Consider the following 18,277-nt stretch of genomic DNA (forward strand, 5'->3'; position numbering starts at 1 on the left):
GGCTATTAAGACACTTTTATTATTTCCACTGTCTACTTGACAGGGAGCACTTCAGAATACTATTAAAGAATGTCTCTTTTTATTTATTTTTACATTTAGGATACGCCACAGTTGTTACTATATTGTTGTTTAGACTGGGGTCATAGGTTAAAGATGTTACTTCTGCTATATTAACTACTTCATTGCAGCAATTAGGCACTACGCCTCTAATAAGTATATTAAAGTGTTTACATGGTGGAAGATTACCTAGTCTACACTTTCCACACCACCTATTCCAGCTTTCACCATCATCTAGGGAAAACCTTGGATTCTTAACTATACAAGGAATACAATCATATAGAGTAACATCCTTTGCTTCACATGGACCGTAATTTCCTATTTTTATGGTAAAGTATACTATATTAATACACTTAGGTCTTGCTATAAATCCGCTTTTGCATATTATAAGATCAGCACAATCAACATAAACTTTCATCTAGCAAATTTCCTATAGTAAAATCTGTAACCTTGTCCATAACAAACTTCCTCCAATACTATATAGTGATAAATTTTCCTCTATAATATAATATTGATTAAGTATTCATATTGACCCTATATATTAAAACTTTTTAGCAATTTCTACTGCTACCACACATGCTTCTTTAACTATTTCTTCACTGTTATTTCCTGAATCCAAGTTCTCAACTGGAATAACAGTAAAGTCACATACTCCAAAGAAAGCAAATACTGTTCTTATATATTTCTCACCCATTTCAAATGGAGCAGTAAATTCACTTGTATAGTCTCCTCCTCTACCTGCTACGAAAAGAGCCTTCTTACCGCTACATAGTCCTACTGGTCCATTTTCTCCATACTTAAATGTAATTCCCATAACACTTACATAGTCTATATAAGCCTTTAGTATTGCTGGGTTTCCAAGATTCCACATTGGAGCTGCAACAATATACTTATCAGCATCTGCAAATTGATATGCATACTTTAGTACTGGATGATTTTTACTTTCTTCTGTCTTAGGTCCAAATAGTGCTTTTAAATCCTCTTCTCTTAGAAAATCTATTTGCTCCTTATATAGATCAATTGTTATAACCTCATCTCCTGGATTGTTTTTCTTATATTCTTCTATAAATGTATCTGAAACCTTACATGTTCTTGAATATCCCTGTGGCTTTGGATTAGCCTTTATATATAATACTTTTCCCATTAATATCATCTCCTTAAACTATAAATCTTACCCCTAGGGGGTAAAATTCTTCTCTATAGAATATGATAATACACCTGTATATATTTACAAGAAGGCACTTTTTATATATTAGGTATCAAAAAGTATACCGACTTGTTATGAAATATTGGTAATGTTATAATTTAATCATAAAAATCCTTATTAATTCTAGGAGGTTACAATGGATAAAAACCCTTCATTTCACGATAGTTGCCACAATAGAGAGAACTGTCCCCAATATGATAACTGTCCTATGAATACAGCATATAAATTAATATCAGGTAAATGGAAAATTCTTATTCTATGGTATTTAAGAGGTGGAGCACTTAGGTTTAGCGACATTAAAAGGAAGCTACCTAATGTTACACACAAAATGCTTACTAACCAACTTAGAAGCTTAGAGGCAGATGGTATTATATCTCGAAAAGTATATCCTCAGGTTCCACCTAAGGTAGAGTATAGCTTAACAGAACTTGGAACTTTACTATCCCCTATGCTAGACAACATGTTTGAATTTGGTGCTAAATACTCAAAAACATTTAAGGAACCAGATAACATCGAATAGATTTTAACTAGTCTAATAGTCAATTTTTTTGATTATTAGGCTTTTATTTTTCTTATATATTTTCTTCTAATTGTAAAGACTATAATATGATTAAACACTTTGGAGGCTATACAAATGAAGAAATATTTTAAGTTAACTGTTCTAGCACTTATTCTTGTAACAGTTTTATTTACAGCATTTGCACCTAGGGCACTTGCTATTAAACCTACTACATCAACAGGTAATTTTATTAAGAATACTAAAACTCCCAGTAAGTTTTATGTTATAGAAGACTACAAGATGACTAAGGCTGAACAGACTATGATTACTACACTTCAGGGAATACTTTCAACTAAGTCTAAGGAGCAAATTTATATTCTTATTAATACCCAGCCCGACTATATGGTTTGGCTTAAGGATCTTAAGAAGAACTATAATATAGACTATGAAATGGTTAGTGACCCATGGACACTCTTATGGAAGTTTAAGGATTCAGTTAGTGGCTATGTACTATATACTAGCTTTAATCCCCCTTCAATTAACAATGCCTGTAGCCTTGCCTCCCTTAAAAATGCAATAGTTGTTGAGGAGGCAATTGAGGATAGGGTTAAGTCCTCTGGAATCACTAAGTCACTTGGAGATTGCAGAAATACAGACTCTAAATGGGCCTTTGAAAATCTATGGAACAAGGGACTTAATCACTCTACTGTACTTCAAATTAACCCAAATAAGCCTATGTCCCTTAGAGACTATGCAATATCCTCAAAGTCTCTTATTTATTATGAGGATGATGCTAAGGATACTTCACTAAGAGATGCTATATTTAGTTCAATGGAACCTAATTCCCATTGCCTTGGCTGGGGACCTGATGAACACAACAACGTAATTGCTGCCTCTAGACATGGTGTAGATATTATTGCTGCTGACTGGTCCTATAACTTATCTGCACTAAGTAGCTTTCAATCTAATTGCTTAACACAAAATAATAAGGATGCTACTAAGGGAGAGAATGGAGTTCACTATGTAACTGTTATTATGTCTGATGGCGACAACCAGCAATGGATGCTTGGAAGTAATTTTGACTCTAAGAACTATTTCGGCTCTAGATATAAGGGCAAATTTAATATGGGCTGGTCTACAAACCCATCCCTATTCTATCTTGCCCCTACTGTTTTTAAAATGTACTACCAACATTCTTCCTCAGGTAAGTTTAATGATAATTTTGTAGTTTCCCCATCAGGTAATGGTTATATTTTCCCTAGTAGCTACCCTAAAAACGAATTAAAGAGCTACACTAAGATGCTATCCGACTTTATGGGTGAATCTGACCTTAAAAATGTTCTTATACTTGATAATGAATCATTTAATAATACTAAACTATGGGATAACTACACTATTCAACCTAATATTCAAGGAATTCTATACTTAAACTACTATATACACAATAAATATAAGGGAGAAATAGTTTGGTCAAATAACAAGCCAGTGGTTAGTTGCCGCCATAATTTATGGTGGGGACTTGAAAGTGAATCCAACATTATAAGTGATATTAATAGGAGCATTCAAGATGGTCATACAAGAATTAATGACCCCGACTCATATACATTTATTTATGTACACGCCTGGAGCAATACTATGGATAACATAAGTAATTTAGTAACTCGACTTCAAGAAAATCCTAAGGTTAGAGTTGTAACACCAGATAATTTTATGAATCTTATAAAGGATAATGTGCCCCATAAATAATTAATATAAATACTAAACCTAGGTATTAACTGTATTTTGCAATTTATTACCTAGGTTTATTTTTTATTTATTAACACTAATAGATAATTTATATATTATGTTATATAAGTTTTAATATGATTTTATTTCTATTAATAAATATAACCTCTATAACTATATGAAGGAGGTATTATAATGGGTGATAATGTATTTATTATGAAGGATAATATTTATAATAAATATGGTGGTCTTGTTATAGCTAAGGGTACTAAAATAATTTTAGATGACAAAACCATTGATAGGCTAGTAAAAATGGGAATTGACTTTAAAGAAATAGCAAATGAATCTAGGGCAACTAAGATTACTCCCCATAGTAAAGAAACCCAGGAAATGAAGCGTGTAGGAAATGAAATGCTTAAGGAAAATAGTATTTTAGAAAGAATAAGCTTTACAGATACTACTTATATTGAGACAACTAAAAATGTTGAAAAAGCTATTTTCAATGGAAAAAACAGTAGCTGGCATATATACTTAAAGTCATTCTATAACGCCCTACCCTGGTACTACTCTCATAGCATTAACGTTGCTATAATATCATCCTATTTAGCAACTAAACTAGGCTTTTCTATGGATAGTATAGACTCTATTATTGTTGGATCTCTACTACATGATATTGGTATGATGCTTGTTCCTAAGTCAATTATTTCAAAGCAAAAAAATTCATTAACAGAATATGATGAAGAAATTCTTAAACGCCACTGTGAAATGGGGTATAGCATTGTTCTTGATAGTGGAATCCCTGAATTAAGCAAGAAAATAATACTTCAACATCATGAACTAATAGATGGCAGTGGATACCCTAATAGATTTAAAGATAAGCAGATCATTAAAGAGGCTAAAATTGTAATGCTATCAGATATTTTTGATTTACAAACCTACTCCCTTAAGGGAAAAGATACAAATATAATTATAGAATCTATGATAAGTAATACTTCAAAATATCCATATGAATATGTAAAGGTACTAAAAGCTGCATTTGAATAAGTAAAAAGAGGTAATAGAAAACCTATTACCTCTTTGGCATTTATGAAAACATTATATTATTAACTTTCTGTTCAACCTGTTCGTAGGAAATATCAAGTGCTAAAGCCATTTCTTTAAATAGCACGCTCTTAATTGATTTGATTAATTTACTATCCCTTTCATTGAATACCTTACCGTCACTTATAGCAACTTGTTCTCTTCTAAGAAGGGTATTAAGTAATCCACTAATCTGATCTCTTCCGCCGTTTTTCAGTATATCAGAATAAACCTTGTTTCTATAACTTGAAGCTTCAATCCATTCTATCCCATCTCCTGAGAAACTTTCAAAAATATCTTTAGCTTCACTTTCTGTAACTAATTCTTTCATTAAAACCTTTTTACTATCCACAGGTATACTTATCTTTAGCTTAGCATTTTCAATAGGATGTAGTATATAGTACTTCTTCGACTCACCTAAAACATCAATATCACAAATACTATCAATGCAACAAATACCATGAGATGAGTAGATAATTAAATCACCTTTATTAAACATACTACATTCTCCTCATTACTTTACATTTTTAAATTTATTGACTCCTTTAATATTAACACTCCTAGATAGTTTAGTAAACTAAATTCCCCTTTAATAACAGGTTTTACAGTAAATTTGTTAAATTCATAATGAAAATGAATAAAAGTCCATAAATATACCTAAATATATTCCAATAAATTGAATAAATAGTCTTTATTTAAATTTAGTCATTATTTAAACCCAACATCTCTATTATACCTGGAAATTTCAGTTCCATACTCTTATAAATCAGTTTTAATATATAATAATTGTATTTAAAATACTGTCCTTATAGTTTTAAAACTATAAAGTTAAGGGATAGCTAGTTTCAACTTTCTAGCTATCCCTGTTATATTATTCTATTTCTATATTCTTAGAATTGTTAATCTTCTTAGGTACTGTTATCTGAAGTATTCCATTCTCCATTTTAGCCTTAATACCTTCCCCCTCTGAGTTTGGTAGGTATATCTTTCTTGTCATTGAAGTCATTGTTCTTTCTCTGTGGATATACTTCTTGTTATCCTTACCCTCTTCGCTTTCTTCTTCATTATAAACTGAAATATTAAGCGTTTCGTTATTTAATGATAACTGAACCTTGCTCTTATCAACTCCTGGCATCTCTGCTTCCACAATATATTTATTATCTGTATCTTGTATGTCTAACTTAAAAGTATCGACTTTTAAACTTCTTCCTAGTTGAAAACTATCTGCAAAAAAGTCGTCAAACATACTATGGAAGTCTCCAAATCCAGTATTCATTAAACCGTTACCTCTTCTAAATGAAATCATTCCTGCCATGATCAACCACTCCTTTTAATTTAATATATTTTATTTTGTTAGCACTCTTTATTAGTGAGTGCTAAATCTTAATTAATATATACCATAATTAAATTTACTAGTCAACACCTTTAAATTATATTTTTTGTAAGCACATAATATTATATAATCATATTAATCACCCCACAAAGTAAAAAAAGCCAAACCCATAGATCCTATACCATGTGTTCGGCTTTTATGGTCATACTTCATATAATAAACATTAGAAATACAACTTGAAATTTATTCTATATTTAACTTTTCACATATATATGTTATTTTCTAGTTTCTCTAGCCTTTATAAACCAATCCTTAAGATCTTCCTGATATTTTTTAGTAGTAACTCCTTGAACTGATGTATATAAATCACTTAGAGACTGATTTTTTAAGTGCTCTCTCATTTTTTCTTCTGCCTCATGCATAATATTTTTAATCAAACATGGACAATCTCTTGAATCATCCCTTGGTTCATATATTATTATATTTCTTAAAATTCCTGTACATTGGAAAAGATATGATGACCCTTCAATTGCTACTATAACATCCCAAAAACTTATATCCTCAGGGTTCTTTGCAAGTTCATATCCCCCTTTTACCCCAGGAGTTGACCTTATAATGCCTGCCTTACTTAATTTCGTAAACGCCTTAGATAAATAAGATTCTGATATTCCTTGGAATCTTGCTAAGTCCTTAATAGCTATTGATTCACCTGATGGCTGACTAACTAAATAAAGAAGGCAATGCAAACTATATTCTACACCTACGCTAAATTGCATATTAAATCTCCTTTAATGTAATTTATTAATTAAAACATTATTAATTATACTATAAAAAAATTTTTTTGAATAACATAATACCATATATAATACCATTTATTTCAATATTGACACTAAGCATTTTAAATATTATTATAAATATTGTAGATATCACTTATCTATAATATATTTAATTGGAGGTATTTTATGAATACACAAAAGCTTAGAGAAATTTTAAATCATCCACTAGATTCTGGAGTATCAATTGTTACAAGTTATAATGACAATACACATATAGCAAACACATGGCTTAGCTACGTTAGATTAGTTGGTGATTCTGCACTATATATTCCTGTAGCAGGCATGATGAATACTGAAAACAATTTAAAGAAAAACCCTAAGGTTTTAATATCTATTTCAAACCGTGAGCTTCAAGGAAAGATGATGCAGGGAACTGGTGTTATAGTCTCAGGAACAGGTGAAATACTCTCTGAAGGTGAAATGTTTAACAAAATGAAGTCAGAATTTGAATGGATTCGTGCTATTTTAAAAATAGATATAACAGATGTAATTCAAACACTTTAAAATATAATAATTCAAGTTAAACAGTATATATTCAATAAAAGCAGACCACAGAATGATTCTATGGTCTGCTTTTTTTAATCTATGTAAATTTATATGTTAACTAACTTTATCTTATTCTATTTTATTCACTATCTATCGCATATCTATGTAAAATTCCTCATAAATTAATAATAATACCTAAAAGGAGTAGGGGTAATGCCATATAGGTCTACTAATAATTTAAGTTCTTATTTAGAGTTAAAAGTTAAAAATTGCAATAATAATTACCTATCCAAAGAAAGAGATCACTTTAATTTTAGTAACAACAAAGATTCTAATTTACAAGGATATAAAATTTCACCATATGTAGTAACATCATATGCTAGGACTATAGTTCCAATTCCTAATGAAAAAGTAAAAATCTATCCATATGAGGTTTTAAAATATAAACAATATGGGTATGGTAACTATGAATATTCTAAGGGTCTTCACTACATAACTAGAAAAGACCTTTTGCCTGTAGATAGTAATCACAATTATATTATTAATAACAGGAGACTAGTAAGCTTTCCAGTTATTACTGACATACACATAACCGATAAAGAATCTCCTATGCAAGCAATATTATTTGGTTATATGGGAGGTAATCATGCTGCCTATTCACCTGTAATCTTATATACTACACATGTACTTGATGGGGCTATTCAGACCATAAACTGCCTACACAAGGAAAATCCCTTTGATTTTCTATTGTCACTAGGAGATGCTATAGATAATACCCAATACAATGAACTTAGATGGTATATAGATGTGTTAGACGGAGGGGACATCAACCCTGATTCAGGAATTAAAGATGATCCTATTGAAGGTCCCCATAATGATTATCAAGATATGTATATGGCCTGTGGATTAGATAAAAATATACCTTGGTATCAGGTTATAGGTAACCATGATCAGTTTTTTAAAGGTGTTATTCCTGTAATTTTCCCTTTAAAAGATAATTTTACTAACTCAAATATATTTAAAGTAGTTAACCCCTTAGGCATTAATACTAGTCATACACATTATATGGGCAGTATTGATGGTAAAACCCAGGAGGGTAATGTATTTGGCGTTGGAAATGCTAATAACTTTTCATCTACACCTACAACCCCCTCCGACCCTAAAAGACGTTCATTAACAAAAAAAGAATGGATGAGTGAATTTATGAATACCTCTTCAAGCCCTAAGGGACATGGATTTACTGAGGAGAATATTAATAATAATTTTGCTTGCTATAGCTTTAATCCAAAACCTAACCTTCCCCTAAAAGTAATAGTATTAGATAATACTCAGCTTGAAAGCGATTTAAATATTGGTGGATATGCAAATGGTAGTCTTGATAAAAAACGCTATGATTGGCTTATAAAGGAACTTGATGAAGGACAAGCAAACAATCAGCTAATGATTATAGCTGCACATGTACCTATAGGTGTTGAAAAAATGGGCTGGTACTTTAACTCCTATGTTAACCAAGGTGATTTAATAGAAAAGCTTCATACCTATCCAAACCTAATTTTGTGGCTTGCAGGTCACAGGCATATGAATACTGTTACACCCTTTAAGTCACCAAATCCTAATAAACCAGAGCTTGGATTCTGGCAAATAGAAACCTCCTCCCTTAGGGACTTTCCACAGCAATTTAGAACCATTGATATATATCAAAACAACCTTGGAACCATCTCTATTGTTGCAACTAATGTAGACCCTGCATTTGCTGAGGGAGATGTACCTATAACATCTAGACATTATGCAGTTGCAGCGTACCAGATATTTGACTACGAGCTAGATTATAAACCAAGTGGAGCCTATAATGCTGAACTTATAGTTCCTCTTAAGTTTAATTTTTGATTATCAGGCTGTTGTCAAAGTTAACACTCTGTCATAAAAAACATGTATTACTTAAAAAAATGTTATAATTACTTAAAAAGATAAGGAGTGTTTCTATGTTAGATTTATTAAGAACTAGAAGAAGTATAAGAAGATATAGGGATAAGCCTATTGAACAGGAGAAAATAGATACACTAATTAAGGCAGCCCTACTTTCTCCATCATCTAGAAGTAAAAGACCATGGGAGTTTATAACTGTTACAGAGCCTAGCCTAATTAAGGACCTTGCAAAATCAAAGGAACATGGAAGCAAATTTGTAGAGCTTGCTCCCCTTTGCTTTGTTGTTATAGCAGATAGGGAATGTTGTGATGTATGGATTGAGGATGCCTCAATTGCATCTGCTATTCTTCACCTAACTGCCCATTCAATGGACCTTGGCTCATGCTGGGTACAGATTAGAGAGAGAAATCATAGTGAAGATATTTCCTCTGAAGATTATGTTAGAAACCTTTTAAACATTCCAGATAACTATGCTGTAGAAGCTATTATTACAGTTGGATATCCTGATGAAACAAAAAAGGCCTACACTGACGAGGACCTACTTTATAACAAATTTCACCACAATACATATACTAACTAAAACAAAAGCTACCTTTTTGAGGTAGCTTTAATTCTTATCTTAATTGATTAATAGTATTTTCTTTTATGATATATTTATTTTTAACATTAGGTTCAGATATAAACCTGTTCCATTGATTAATAATTTCATCCTTTGTTCCTATTGGTCTATTAAATCTGTCTACTCCTGTTAAGTTCATATCCCTAAAAAACTCTTCACAGTATTTGTATTTGTTAAGGTGATTATATAATGGGTTTTCCCTTTTAAGGTTATATTGCTGGGTAGCATAGTCTATTCCCTGAACCATTACTGATACTACATCATTGTTAGTAGAATACTTGTCTATAATAAACTTACTCACATTGTACACAGCTTCCCTATTCACCTTTGAGTATTCCTTTAAGCTTCCTGGCATTTTTTTAGCTTCTTCGTATCTTTTATCATATTCATCTAAAACACTATTAAAATAATTACTTTGAGCTAGTTTAATTTTACTAGTTATATCTTTGCTTAGATTATTACTTTCAAGTAATATAGATGTTTTAATTGATGCTAGGCCCATCTGAAGTCCAATTGACTCTTCACTAGGTGCAAACCCAGAACCATTAGATACTCCCTTTTTAAGAGTGTCTACAAATGTTGCCATAAGTGAAACTTCACTCTTACTATAGCTACCTTTAACCTCTTCTACATTAGGCTGATTACAGGATTCCCTTAGCTTTGATGCCATATAGTAACTATCTCTTTCAAGCCACTTATCCTTAGTGTTTTGTATATTAGCATAATCACTGTTATTACTTATATATCTTGAAAAACCATCTACTTCAGCACTATATATTGCCTTAACACTAGTATATACCTTGTCTCTATCTCCACTTGATCCATTCTTATCAAAGAATGCTCCAACCTGATCTGCTATAGAGTTTGATAGTCTTTCAACTGCGCCCTCAAATAAACTATCCAACTTTTCCATTTGAACCATTAGTTCATCACCTTTAAAGTCCCTGTTTATCTGCTCCTTTAAAACAACATACTTAGATGATAGAAACTCTATGTTTTTGTTAAAGTTATTACCCTCTAACCCTCCTGGATTAATATTATATAAGTCCAGTTTTAAAGAGCCCCAGTTAATATCTTTGCTTATACCATTTTTCTCTACATTATTAATGAACTCATTAGTCTTTAAGTCAATTACTCCACAGTTAACTTGATTACGAATAACTGTTTGTTCATATGATGACATACCTTTCGGGTCATATTCAATTTCCTTCATAGGCTGACTCTTACTTAAAGCCTCACTCTTTTCTACCTTAAAGCTAGAATCATATATCCTATTTGTGGTTTCTACATTAATTACCAAGCCCTCTCCCCCTATATAAAATTATAGTTCTAGTTTAAGAAGTTTATCGTAGGTATTGGTTCAACTCCACTTGCATAGTAGTAATTTAAAACACTGAAAAAGTCTATAGGCTTACCAGAATCTAAATCAACTACAAGTATATGGTCCCCATTATTTGTCATATCATCAACATCTAAACGTCTTGGCGTTTTCTTACCTAATGTATCAATAAACGAGTTATAATATGCTGTACTTACTCCTGATTGGTAGGCTGACTCAAAATAAGTAAATAGTGTATCCCTTTCTAGGTATACTAAAATAGCATTATTAGAACTTGCATATGATGACTTATATGAAACAGGTGCTGATACTGACTTTACCCTAGCTTCATCTATATCATGTTTACGACTTGTATATCCTCCACCTGTTGGGAAATAGAATTCTCTTGTCCACTTTAATTCTGGATTACTTCTACTTAAGTTAGCAACAAACTTACCATTTGCAAATATATCCTTATTTATATATTGCATTACAATATATCTTAAAGAACTTGATTTTTGTATAATAGTAGAACCATCTCCACCTGGATTTAAAGCGTTCATTCTTATAGTATAGCTTTGTCCTACTGTATTGTTATTGGAAAATATTCTTATTCCATAACTACCTGCTGGCAAATTATTTAATTTAATTTCTTGTCCTGAAAATACATATACATTTGTACCTGTAAATGTACCATTTTGCCAGTCAACAATTCCTAATTGTGCCACATAATTAGGGTTTGTTGAAGTCATATTCATTACCATAGTTCTATTACTAGTAACATCAAAAAACCTAAAGTCACTTGGATCCTGTGCCGTTAAAGACTCATTCTCATATAAAACTGGACTACTTATCATTACTTGTGACCTTGTTAGTTTAATACTTTTTATTTCCTTACTAGCTTTACTATCAGCTAAATTTTTAACTTTTAGAGAATTCTCCTCTAAATGCTTTTCAATACTTGTGGTCTGAACATTATAAGATGCCTCTACTACTTCTGCTGCTTTAGTTGCATCTATTCCTACAAAAAATAAGCAAATACACATAAGCAAAATAATAATTTTAAAATTCCTTTTAATATCTTTTATCATTTTATCACTCCTTTCTTCTTTTACTTATCGTATAATTTTAGTATTTTTTTACATTTATGTATGTAAATATTATTTTTAACTATTATTATAATTTTCACTATTGATATACTCTATTTAAAAATAAAAGCCATAGTATATGAAGTTTATATTGCCTCACATATTATGGCTTAAATAATTTATAACGAAAGATCCTTTTTAGTAAATACTCCTATTCCAATAATATATAAAGCTAGTCCAGTTCCATAAAGAATAGAAACCATACCTATAGCACTTCCTTCTCCTAGTGCTAACTTATCAGGCTGGAATAATGTTAAAGGAGTAATATATTTTAAAAACTCAAATTTATCGCCTACTTGGGATATCATTTGAAGTAAAACAAAGAATACACATATTCCTCCTCCTACACCACTTGATAGTCTTGAGTCATTAAATACACATGAAGATAGAAAACACACTCCTCCAAAGAAAAATAATAGTCCATATAATCCTATGTTTATTAGTATAAACTTTAATATATCCATTTCTCCTGGGAACATGATTTCCCCCGTTGTTATACAGATTAGAGCTGCATATAAAACAATACAAAATATACTTATCATAGAAACTGCAGCCTGGGTTACAACTATATTTCTACGCTTATTTGGAGTTGCAATTAGGTATGCCATTGACCCTTTATCAACATATCTAGCTATAAGTTTATTACATAATATAATAATAAAAATCAGAGGTATAACAATTAATATAAATCCATATAGGTAGCTAGAGATAAATCCTATTAATGTTGTAGCAGGTTTCGCCATACCAAAGGCAGAAAATAATTGTGGCATACTTTGTGCCATCATATCTAAGCTTTCTCCAAGCTTTGGATCAAACATTGCAACAATCATGGTTGAATACATTGTTACAATAGCTAAGAATATTAGGAGCATTTTATAGTTAGACTTAATCTCCCTTTTAAAAAGCGTCATATTCATAATTACTTGCCACCTCCATAATAATGTAGGAACAATTCTTCTAATGACTGTGATTGAATGTTTATATCTCGAACAGCATACCTTGAAAGACTCTTAATAAATCTATCCACATCACTAGAAATGCTTATTCTCACATTATTCTTCTTAACAGCTGCACCTTCATATTCCTTACTAAACTCTATAGCCTCTTCTTCACTTTCAAAGATAATATTAAAGACTCTATTCTTAGTCTTTTTAATATCCTCCATATTTTCAACTGCTATAATATTCCCCTCTTTAATAATAACCACCCTATCACAGGTGTGCTCAATTTCCTCAAATATATGGGATGACATAAGTATGGTCTTCCCCCTGTCCCTTGCATCTAAAACAAGTTCTACAAACTTATTTTGCATTAAAGGGTCTAGTCCACTTGTTGGCTCATCAAGAATAAGAATATCAGGGTCCCCCATAAAAGCACATATAATTCCTATCTTTTGTTTCATTCCCTTAGACATCTTCTTTATCTTACCTCTAGGGTCAATTTCAAAAAACTCTTTAAGCTCCTCTGCATATGAAAAGTCACTTAAACCCTTCATTTCTCCAACAAACCTAATAAACTCGTCTCCTGTCATATCATCCATAAATGCTATTTCTCCAGGTAAGTATCCAAGTCCCTCTTGAACCCTATGTGCATCCTTAAAACAGTCCATTCCGTTAATACTAACACTTCCACTATCTGGTTTAATAAACCCCATTAAATGACGTATAGCTGTTGTCTTACCTGCTCCATTAGGTCCTAGAAATCCTAAAATCTCCCCTTTGTTAACACTAAATGAAACATTAAAAACACCTCGACTATTTCCATAATCCTTAGTTAAGTTTGTAATATTAATAACCTCCAAGGTCTATTCCCTCCTTTACTTTTTATCTTTTCCTTAATACTAATTCTATTATATTCCAAAATAAGAATAGGGTAATACAAAAATTTGTACTACCCTACTATATTACATATTTGAAACATCTCTTTTTTGAGCCCTAAATCCTACAAAGGAAACAATAGATGCTATTATAAAGGCTATACTCGCAACCCCAAATGCAGCTACAATAGAATACTCCTTCATAATAAATCCTGAAGACACTATTCCACCCATCATACCCATATACATAAGTGTTGATGTTAATCCATTAACCTTACCTAGATATTCCTGATCTGTAGCCTTGGTTATATAAGCCATTATAAACCCACTTAAAAGTCCCCCAATTACATTATCTATAAATTGAAGAATTATGGTTAATGTAGGTATTGTTGAATACCCTTCAATAAATACTGTTACTGCAAATATACATAGCATAACATATACTATTTTCATAGTTTTAAAGTATTTTGATAACCATAAATAAAGTGCTCCTCCAACAACTACACCAATTCCTGCAACTCCAGAGAAAAACTGATAAAATTCTTCACTTAATCCAAGCCTTCTAGTTACAAGGAATATATCAAGGTTATTTGCTATTCCAATAGAAAATGAAACTATGAAAAACACCTTTATAAGTGTGTATAGCTGAGGCTTTTTCTTAAGATATCTAAATGTAAGCTTAATATCATTAAAATATCCCCTATTTTCTATAACAGGAAACTTCTTGTTAGGTAGTGTTAGAATTAATAATATTGATATAACAAACAATGCTGATATTATAATTAAAGTCTTATCTATTCCAAAATTAAAATAGAAAAAAGATCCTAGGAAAGGTCCTATAACAAAGAATAGTGAGCCAAGCATTTGGGCTATTCCTATTGCTGTTTCAACATCCTTCTCCTCTACATATTCCTTAAAATATTTTTGGGAAGCTGGCATTGAAAACTGGGTTATTATAGCTGATACTAATACGGCTATAAATATTAAATATACATGATCCTTTGAAATAAAGAATCCTAAAATAACAAAAGATATAAAACTTAGAGAATCTCCAAGTAACATAATCCTTTTAGGGTTATATCTATCTGCAATCATTCCACCTATAAATGTAAGTAGAAACATTGGAACATATTCTATAACATTTAAGGTTGATATAGCTAGAGGATCTCCGTTTGTAACATCCATAACAAAGAACATTATAGCTAAATTTCTAATCCATATAGCCATTTGTTGAATTATATCTGTTGCAATTATAGTTAAAAACACCTTATTTTTAAATAATGTCATTACTCAACCTCCTTTTACCTGTAATACACATTGTAGAGGTTAGAGTTACTCCAAGGTCAATACTATTTTAAAATAAACATTACTTCTACATAGTATTTACTAGCACCATTTTTACTAGGTAGACAAAGAATATAATTGATGTAAAAATCCTCACTTAATACCTTACCCCTAGATGTTAATTCATTAATGCTTTTATTGATATAATCATCAAGTTCCTCCTCATTACCATAGAAGTTAAGCCATGCCACCTTACCTTGAACCTCTCTTTTAATGGTTTCATATCCCTTATTTATAAAGTATTCTCTAACTATTTCTTCATTTTCAGGTGTCCCCTTAATAAATATATAGCTATCATCCTTAAAAACCATTTTTCCCTTCTTAAAATTACATTGATAATAAACTCCACCATCTTTTAAATCTGTAACATTGTGCTGAGCCTTATTTACATATTCCCTATAGCTATTGTTTTCAATAACATTTTTTATACTTATACCGTAGAATGTAAACTTAGCTTCACTTAAATTAATGTTCTTATCTATATCACTATCATTAAAATCCTTGATTTCATCAAGTGTTTCCTTAGTTGCATTAAGTTTTTCTTCTATAACCTTAAGAGCCTTAAACTTCTCCTTAAGAAGGTTTTGCTGATGGGTAATCAAATTACTATATTCATCTATATTTTCACGATCTATAAATTCTCTAATCTCCCCAAGGGAAATTCCTAAATCCTTAGTCCAAAGAATTAAACTTAAAAGGTCTAAATGTTCATATGAATAATATCTATATCCATTTGATTCATTAACATCAGGCCTTAAAAGCCCAATTTTATCATAATGCCTAAGTGTATCAGGTGTTATACCACATAACTTACTAACTTCACCTATTGATAACTTCAAATTTATCACCTCATATATAAGTATAGACTATGGAGCTGCTCCATAGTCTATACTTAGTACTTTATCTATATTTTACTCTAAAATAATCATTTACTTCTTCATTAGTCATTAAATTTAACATCAAGTGATCCTGTTGTTACCTTTGCTTTTATAAAGTTTGGATACTTACCCTGGTCTTCAATGTTTTTACCCATAATTCCATTACTTAGCTTAACATCTCCTATTAATGAAGTAAACTTATATCCATACTTATCAAAGCTTTCCCTAGTCTCAATTATAGCTTCTCCTGTTGTAACGCTTATATCAGTTTTTCCAAGTAATTTTCCCTTAATAATCGTAGTTCCTGTTATCATTCTTGATTCAAGTTCCTCAGAGTTAAAATTATCCGTAATTATCTCCCCTGTTGTAACACTTAAATCACCACTTTTAGTATTTATATTCTTAGCTATTAGTCCTCCAGTTACAACCTTAGCCTCAAATTCATTTGTATTTAAGTCGGTTATATTAACCTCCCCAGTATCTAGTTTAACCTCAACCTCATCTAAGCTAACTCCCCTTGGGATAGTAATACATATATAGTTTTTATTTTTCCTAGAGCTACTATTGGTTAGATTTTTCTGATTAACTTCTAGCTTGTTCTCATTTAAACTATATTCTATTTTGCTGTATTCTGGATTGTAATAATATTCTATTTTCCCCTTATCCCCAGACTTCACTACTATGTCACCTGTTTGACCATAAATATTAATATTAGTAAACCTGCCTAATTCCTTAATGCTTTTAACAATTCCCTTTTCCTTTGCTAATTCATCAGCATCTCCACTATGGTTAATTCTAATACCGAAAAAACTATTATTTACACTAATCTTTGCCCCCATGCTATACCCTACTAATGCAAGTATTCCTCCTGCTACAAGTATTGATAAGGCACCTATTAAAATCTTCTTTTTTGTAGACACTATTTCTCAACCCCTTGACTATTCTTTTTATTAAACCTAATTAATATTTTCTTAGCTGCTGAAGACACAATCCCTACAGCCTTAGGTGCTAGAGTCCAAACCACTAATCCAAATAAAGTTCCTAATCCAATGGTCATTAGTCCTGCCCCAACAAAGAAAAGAGTTGTTGCAAAGTCTGTTGTTGCAGTTATTATTCCTATAATTATTGTGAAAATTCCTGAACCTACTAATGATATTGTTACTGCTGAAAATGCAAATATAACAGCTCCTATAACAGTTAAAATAGCAAATATAATTGCTACTACAGCAACTGCTAAGGGAAGTCCAATAGGGGCTGCAAGAATAGCTAATACAATGAACCAAACAGATGATAGTCCCTTTTTCTTTTTAGTTCCAGCATCCTCTTCATCCTTAAGAGCATATTCTGCTAGAAGCTGTGGTGCTATATCAGCTGGATGGTCTACTTCTAATAAAACATTGTAATAATCATCAAACCCTGCTTCTTCAAAGTATTCTTCATAATATTGTATAGCATTACTTTTCTCTTCCTTAGGTAATCTTTTAAGTCTATTATCTAAATCACTTATAAACTGCTTTTTGTTCACCTAGTTCTCCTCCCCCTTTAAAACTCTATCTACGTTAACCTTATACTCATCCCACTCACCTAGATATTCTGAAAGCTTATTCCTACCTAAGTCTGTAATCTGATAATAACGTCTATTTCTACCTTGAAATGCCATGTCATATGTAGTTAAACACTCGTCCTTTTGTAGTCTTCTAAGAACTGGATATAAAGTGGATTCTGATATATTCATAATCTCTCTAACCTGTTGAGTTAGCACATATCCATAGGTGTCCCCCCTAGATAAAACAGCTAAAACACAAGCATCAAGTAGTGCTGCTCCTAATTGAAATGCCACCTTCCCACCTCCATGTAAATAATTATTTATCTTTTATAGTATATCTTAACCAATACTATACGTCGTATAATATTATATGTCAATATAATATTAGTGATACTATATTTGAATACAAATTATAACAATTATATTAAACTAAATTTATGCAACCATTTTATATACTT

20 protein-coding genes are annotated in these 18,277 nt (G+C 31.2%); 6 read left to right on the top strand and 14 right to left on the bottom strand.

Going from position 1 to position 18,277, the window contains the following annotated elements:
- Positions 1-79 precede the first annotated feature (79 nt).
- On the bottom strand, positions 80-475 hold the full coding sequence (locus RR539_RS06780; RefSeq protein ID WP_332474424.1) for a hypothetical protein: 396 nt from the start codon (positions 473-475) through the stop codon (positions 80-82).
- Between the two features lie 123 nt (positions 476-598).
- Entirely contained in the window at positions 599-1,201 is a 603-nt protein-coding gene (locus RR539_RS06785; RefSeq protein ID WP_332474425.1) for an FMN-dependent NADH-azoreductase, read from the bottom strand.
- Positions 1,202-1,400: 199 nt separating this feature from the next.
- Between RR539_RS06785 and RR539_RS06790 the strand changes: the two genes are divergently transcribed.
- From RR539_RS06790 to RR539_RS06800, 3 genes are all read left to right on the top strand, one after another.
- Complete coding sequence (locus RR539_RS06790) at positions 1,401-1,784, top strand: winged helix-turn-helix transcriptional regulator (RefSeq protein WP_332474426.1); 384 nt, start codon at positions 1,401-1,403, stop codon at positions 1,782-1,784.
- Between the two features lie 114 nt (positions 1,785-1,898).
- Positions 1,899-3,509, top strand: coding sequence for a GxGYxYP domain-containing protein (locus RR539_RS06795; protein WP_332474427.1), 1,611 nt, complete (start codon positions 1,899-1,901; stop codon positions 3,507-3,509).
- 174 nt (positions 3,510-3,683) lie between these two features.
- Positions 3,684-4,532 (top strand): HD-GYP domain-containing protein, encoded by an 849-nt coding sequence (locus RR539_RS06800; RefSeq protein ID WP_332483747.1) that lies wholly within the window; start codon positions 3,684-3,686, stop codon positions 4,530-4,532.
- Between the two features lie 40 nt (positions 4,533-4,572).
- Here RR539_RS06800 and RR539_RS06805 read toward each other — a convergent pair whose 3' ends face one another.
- The 3 genes from RR539_RS06805 to RR539_RS06815 all read right to left on the bottom strand — a co-directional run bounded on the left by RR539_RS06805 (position 4,573) and on the right by RR539_RS06815 (position 6,677).
- Positions 4,573-5,067, bottom strand: coding sequence for a CarD family transcriptional regulator (locus tag RR539_RS06805; protein ID WP_332474429.1), 495 nt, complete (start codon positions 5,065-5,067; stop codon positions 4,573-4,575).
- A 372-nt stretch (positions 5,068-5,439) separates the two neighbouring features.
- Positions 5,440-5,883, bottom strand: coding sequence for an Hsp20/alpha crystallin family protein (locus RR539_RS06810; protein ID WP_332474430.1), 444 nt, complete (start codon positions 5,881-5,883; stop codon positions 5,440-5,442).
- A gap of 293 nt (positions 5,884-6,176) precedes the next feature.
- Complete coding sequence (locus tag RR539_RS06815; protein WP_332474431.1) at positions 6,177-6,677, bottom strand: RrF2 family transcriptional regulator; 501 nt, start codon at positions 6,675-6,677, stop codon at positions 6,177-6,179.
- Between the two features lie 186 nt (positions 6,678-6,863).
- On the opposite strand from RR539_RS06815, the gene RR539_RS06820 reads away from it, so the two are divergent.
- The 3 genes from RR539_RS06820 (at position 6,864) to RR539_RS06830 (ending at position 9,730) form a co-directional block, all read left to right on the top strand.
- Positions 6,864-7,241: a pyridoxamine 5'-phosphate oxidase family protein gene (locus RR539_RS06820; protein WP_332474432.1), complete on the top strand. Its 378-nt coding sequence runs from the start codon at positions 6,864-6,866 to the stop codon at positions 7,239-7,241.
- 195 nt (positions 7,242-7,436) lie between these two features.
- Positions 7,437-9,110 (top strand): TIGR03768 family metallophosphoesterase, encoded by a 1,674-nt coding sequence (locus tag RR539_RS06825; RefSeq protein ID WP_332474433.1) that lies wholly within the window; start codon positions 7,437-7,439, stop codon positions 9,108-9,110.
- A gap of 95 nt (positions 9,111-9,205) precedes the next feature.
- On the top strand, positions 9,206-9,730 hold the full coding sequence (locus RR539_RS06830) for a nitroreductase family protein (protein ID WP_332474434.1): 525 nt from the start codon (positions 9,206-9,208) through the stop codon (positions 9,728-9,730).
- A gap of 34 nt (positions 9,731-9,764) precedes the next feature.
- On the opposite strand, the gene RR539_RS06835 is transcribed toward RR539_RS06830, so the two are convergent.
- From RR539_RS06835 to RR539_RS06875, 9 genes are all read right to left on the bottom strand, one after another.
- Positions 9,765-11,069 carry a hypothetical protein gene (locus RR539_RS06835; RefSeq protein ID WP_332474067.1) on the bottom strand — a complete coding sequence of 435 codons (1,305 nt, stop codon included), beginning with the start codon at positions 11,067-11,069 and terminating at the stop codon, positions 9,765-9,767.
- Between the two features lie 29 nt (positions 11,070-11,098).
- A complete protein-coding gene (locus RR539_RS06840; RefSeq protein WP_332474068.1) occupies positions 11,099-12,178 on the bottom strand; it encodes a hypothetical protein in 1,080 nt (359 codons plus the stop codon).
- Positions 12,179-12,354: 176 nt separating this feature from the next.
- On the bottom strand, positions 12,355-13,152 hold the full coding sequence (locus RR539_RS06845) for an ABC transporter permease subunit (RefSeq protein WP_332474069.1): 798 nt from the start codon (positions 13,150-13,152) through the stop codon (positions 12,355-12,357).
- Positions 13,153-13,154: 2 nt separating this feature from the next.
- Positions 13,155-14,036, bottom strand: coding sequence for an ABC transporter ATP-binding protein (locus tag RR539_RS06850; protein ID WP_332474070.1), 882 nt, complete (start codon positions 14,034-14,036; stop codon positions 13,155-13,157).
- A 102-nt stretch (positions 14,037-14,138) separates the two neighbouring features.
- Positions 14,139-15,338, bottom strand: a complete 1,200-nt coding sequence (locus RR539_RS06855) for an MFS transporter (protein ID WP_332474071.1) — start codon at positions 15,336-15,338, stop codon at positions 14,139-14,141.
- Between the two features lie 62 nt (positions 15,339-15,400).
- Positions 15,401-16,234, bottom strand: coding sequence for a MerR family transcriptional regulator (locus tag RR539_RS06860; protein ID WP_442878401.1), 834 nt, complete (start codon positions 16,232-16,234; stop codon positions 15,401-15,403).
- A gap of 101 nt (positions 16,235-16,335) precedes the next feature.
- Complete coding sequence (locus RR539_RS06865) at positions 16,336-17,193, bottom strand: DUF4097 family beta strand repeat-containing protein (protein WP_332474073.1); 858 nt, start codon at positions 17,191-17,193, stop codon at positions 16,336-16,338.
- Positions 17,193-17,798 (bottom strand): DUF1700 domain-containing protein, encoded by a 606-nt coding sequence (locus tag RR539_RS06870; protein ID WP_332474074.1) that lies wholly within the window; start codon positions 17,796-17,798, stop codon positions 17,193-17,195. The genes RR539_RS06865 and RR539_RS06870 overlap by 1 nt, the downstream gene beginning before the upstream one ends.
- Positions 17,799-18,113 (bottom strand): PadR family transcriptional regulator, encoded by a 315-nt coding sequence (locus RR539_RS06875; protein ID WP_332474075.1) that lies wholly within the window; start codon positions 18,111-18,113, stop codon positions 17,799-17,801. It abuts the gene before it with no gap.
- Positions 18,114-18,277 lie beyond the last annotated feature (164 nt).

The organism is Clostridium sp., from assembly GCF_036639235.1.
GTDB lineage: Bacteria > Bacillota > Clostridia > Clostridiales > Caloramatoraceae > Clostridium_AB.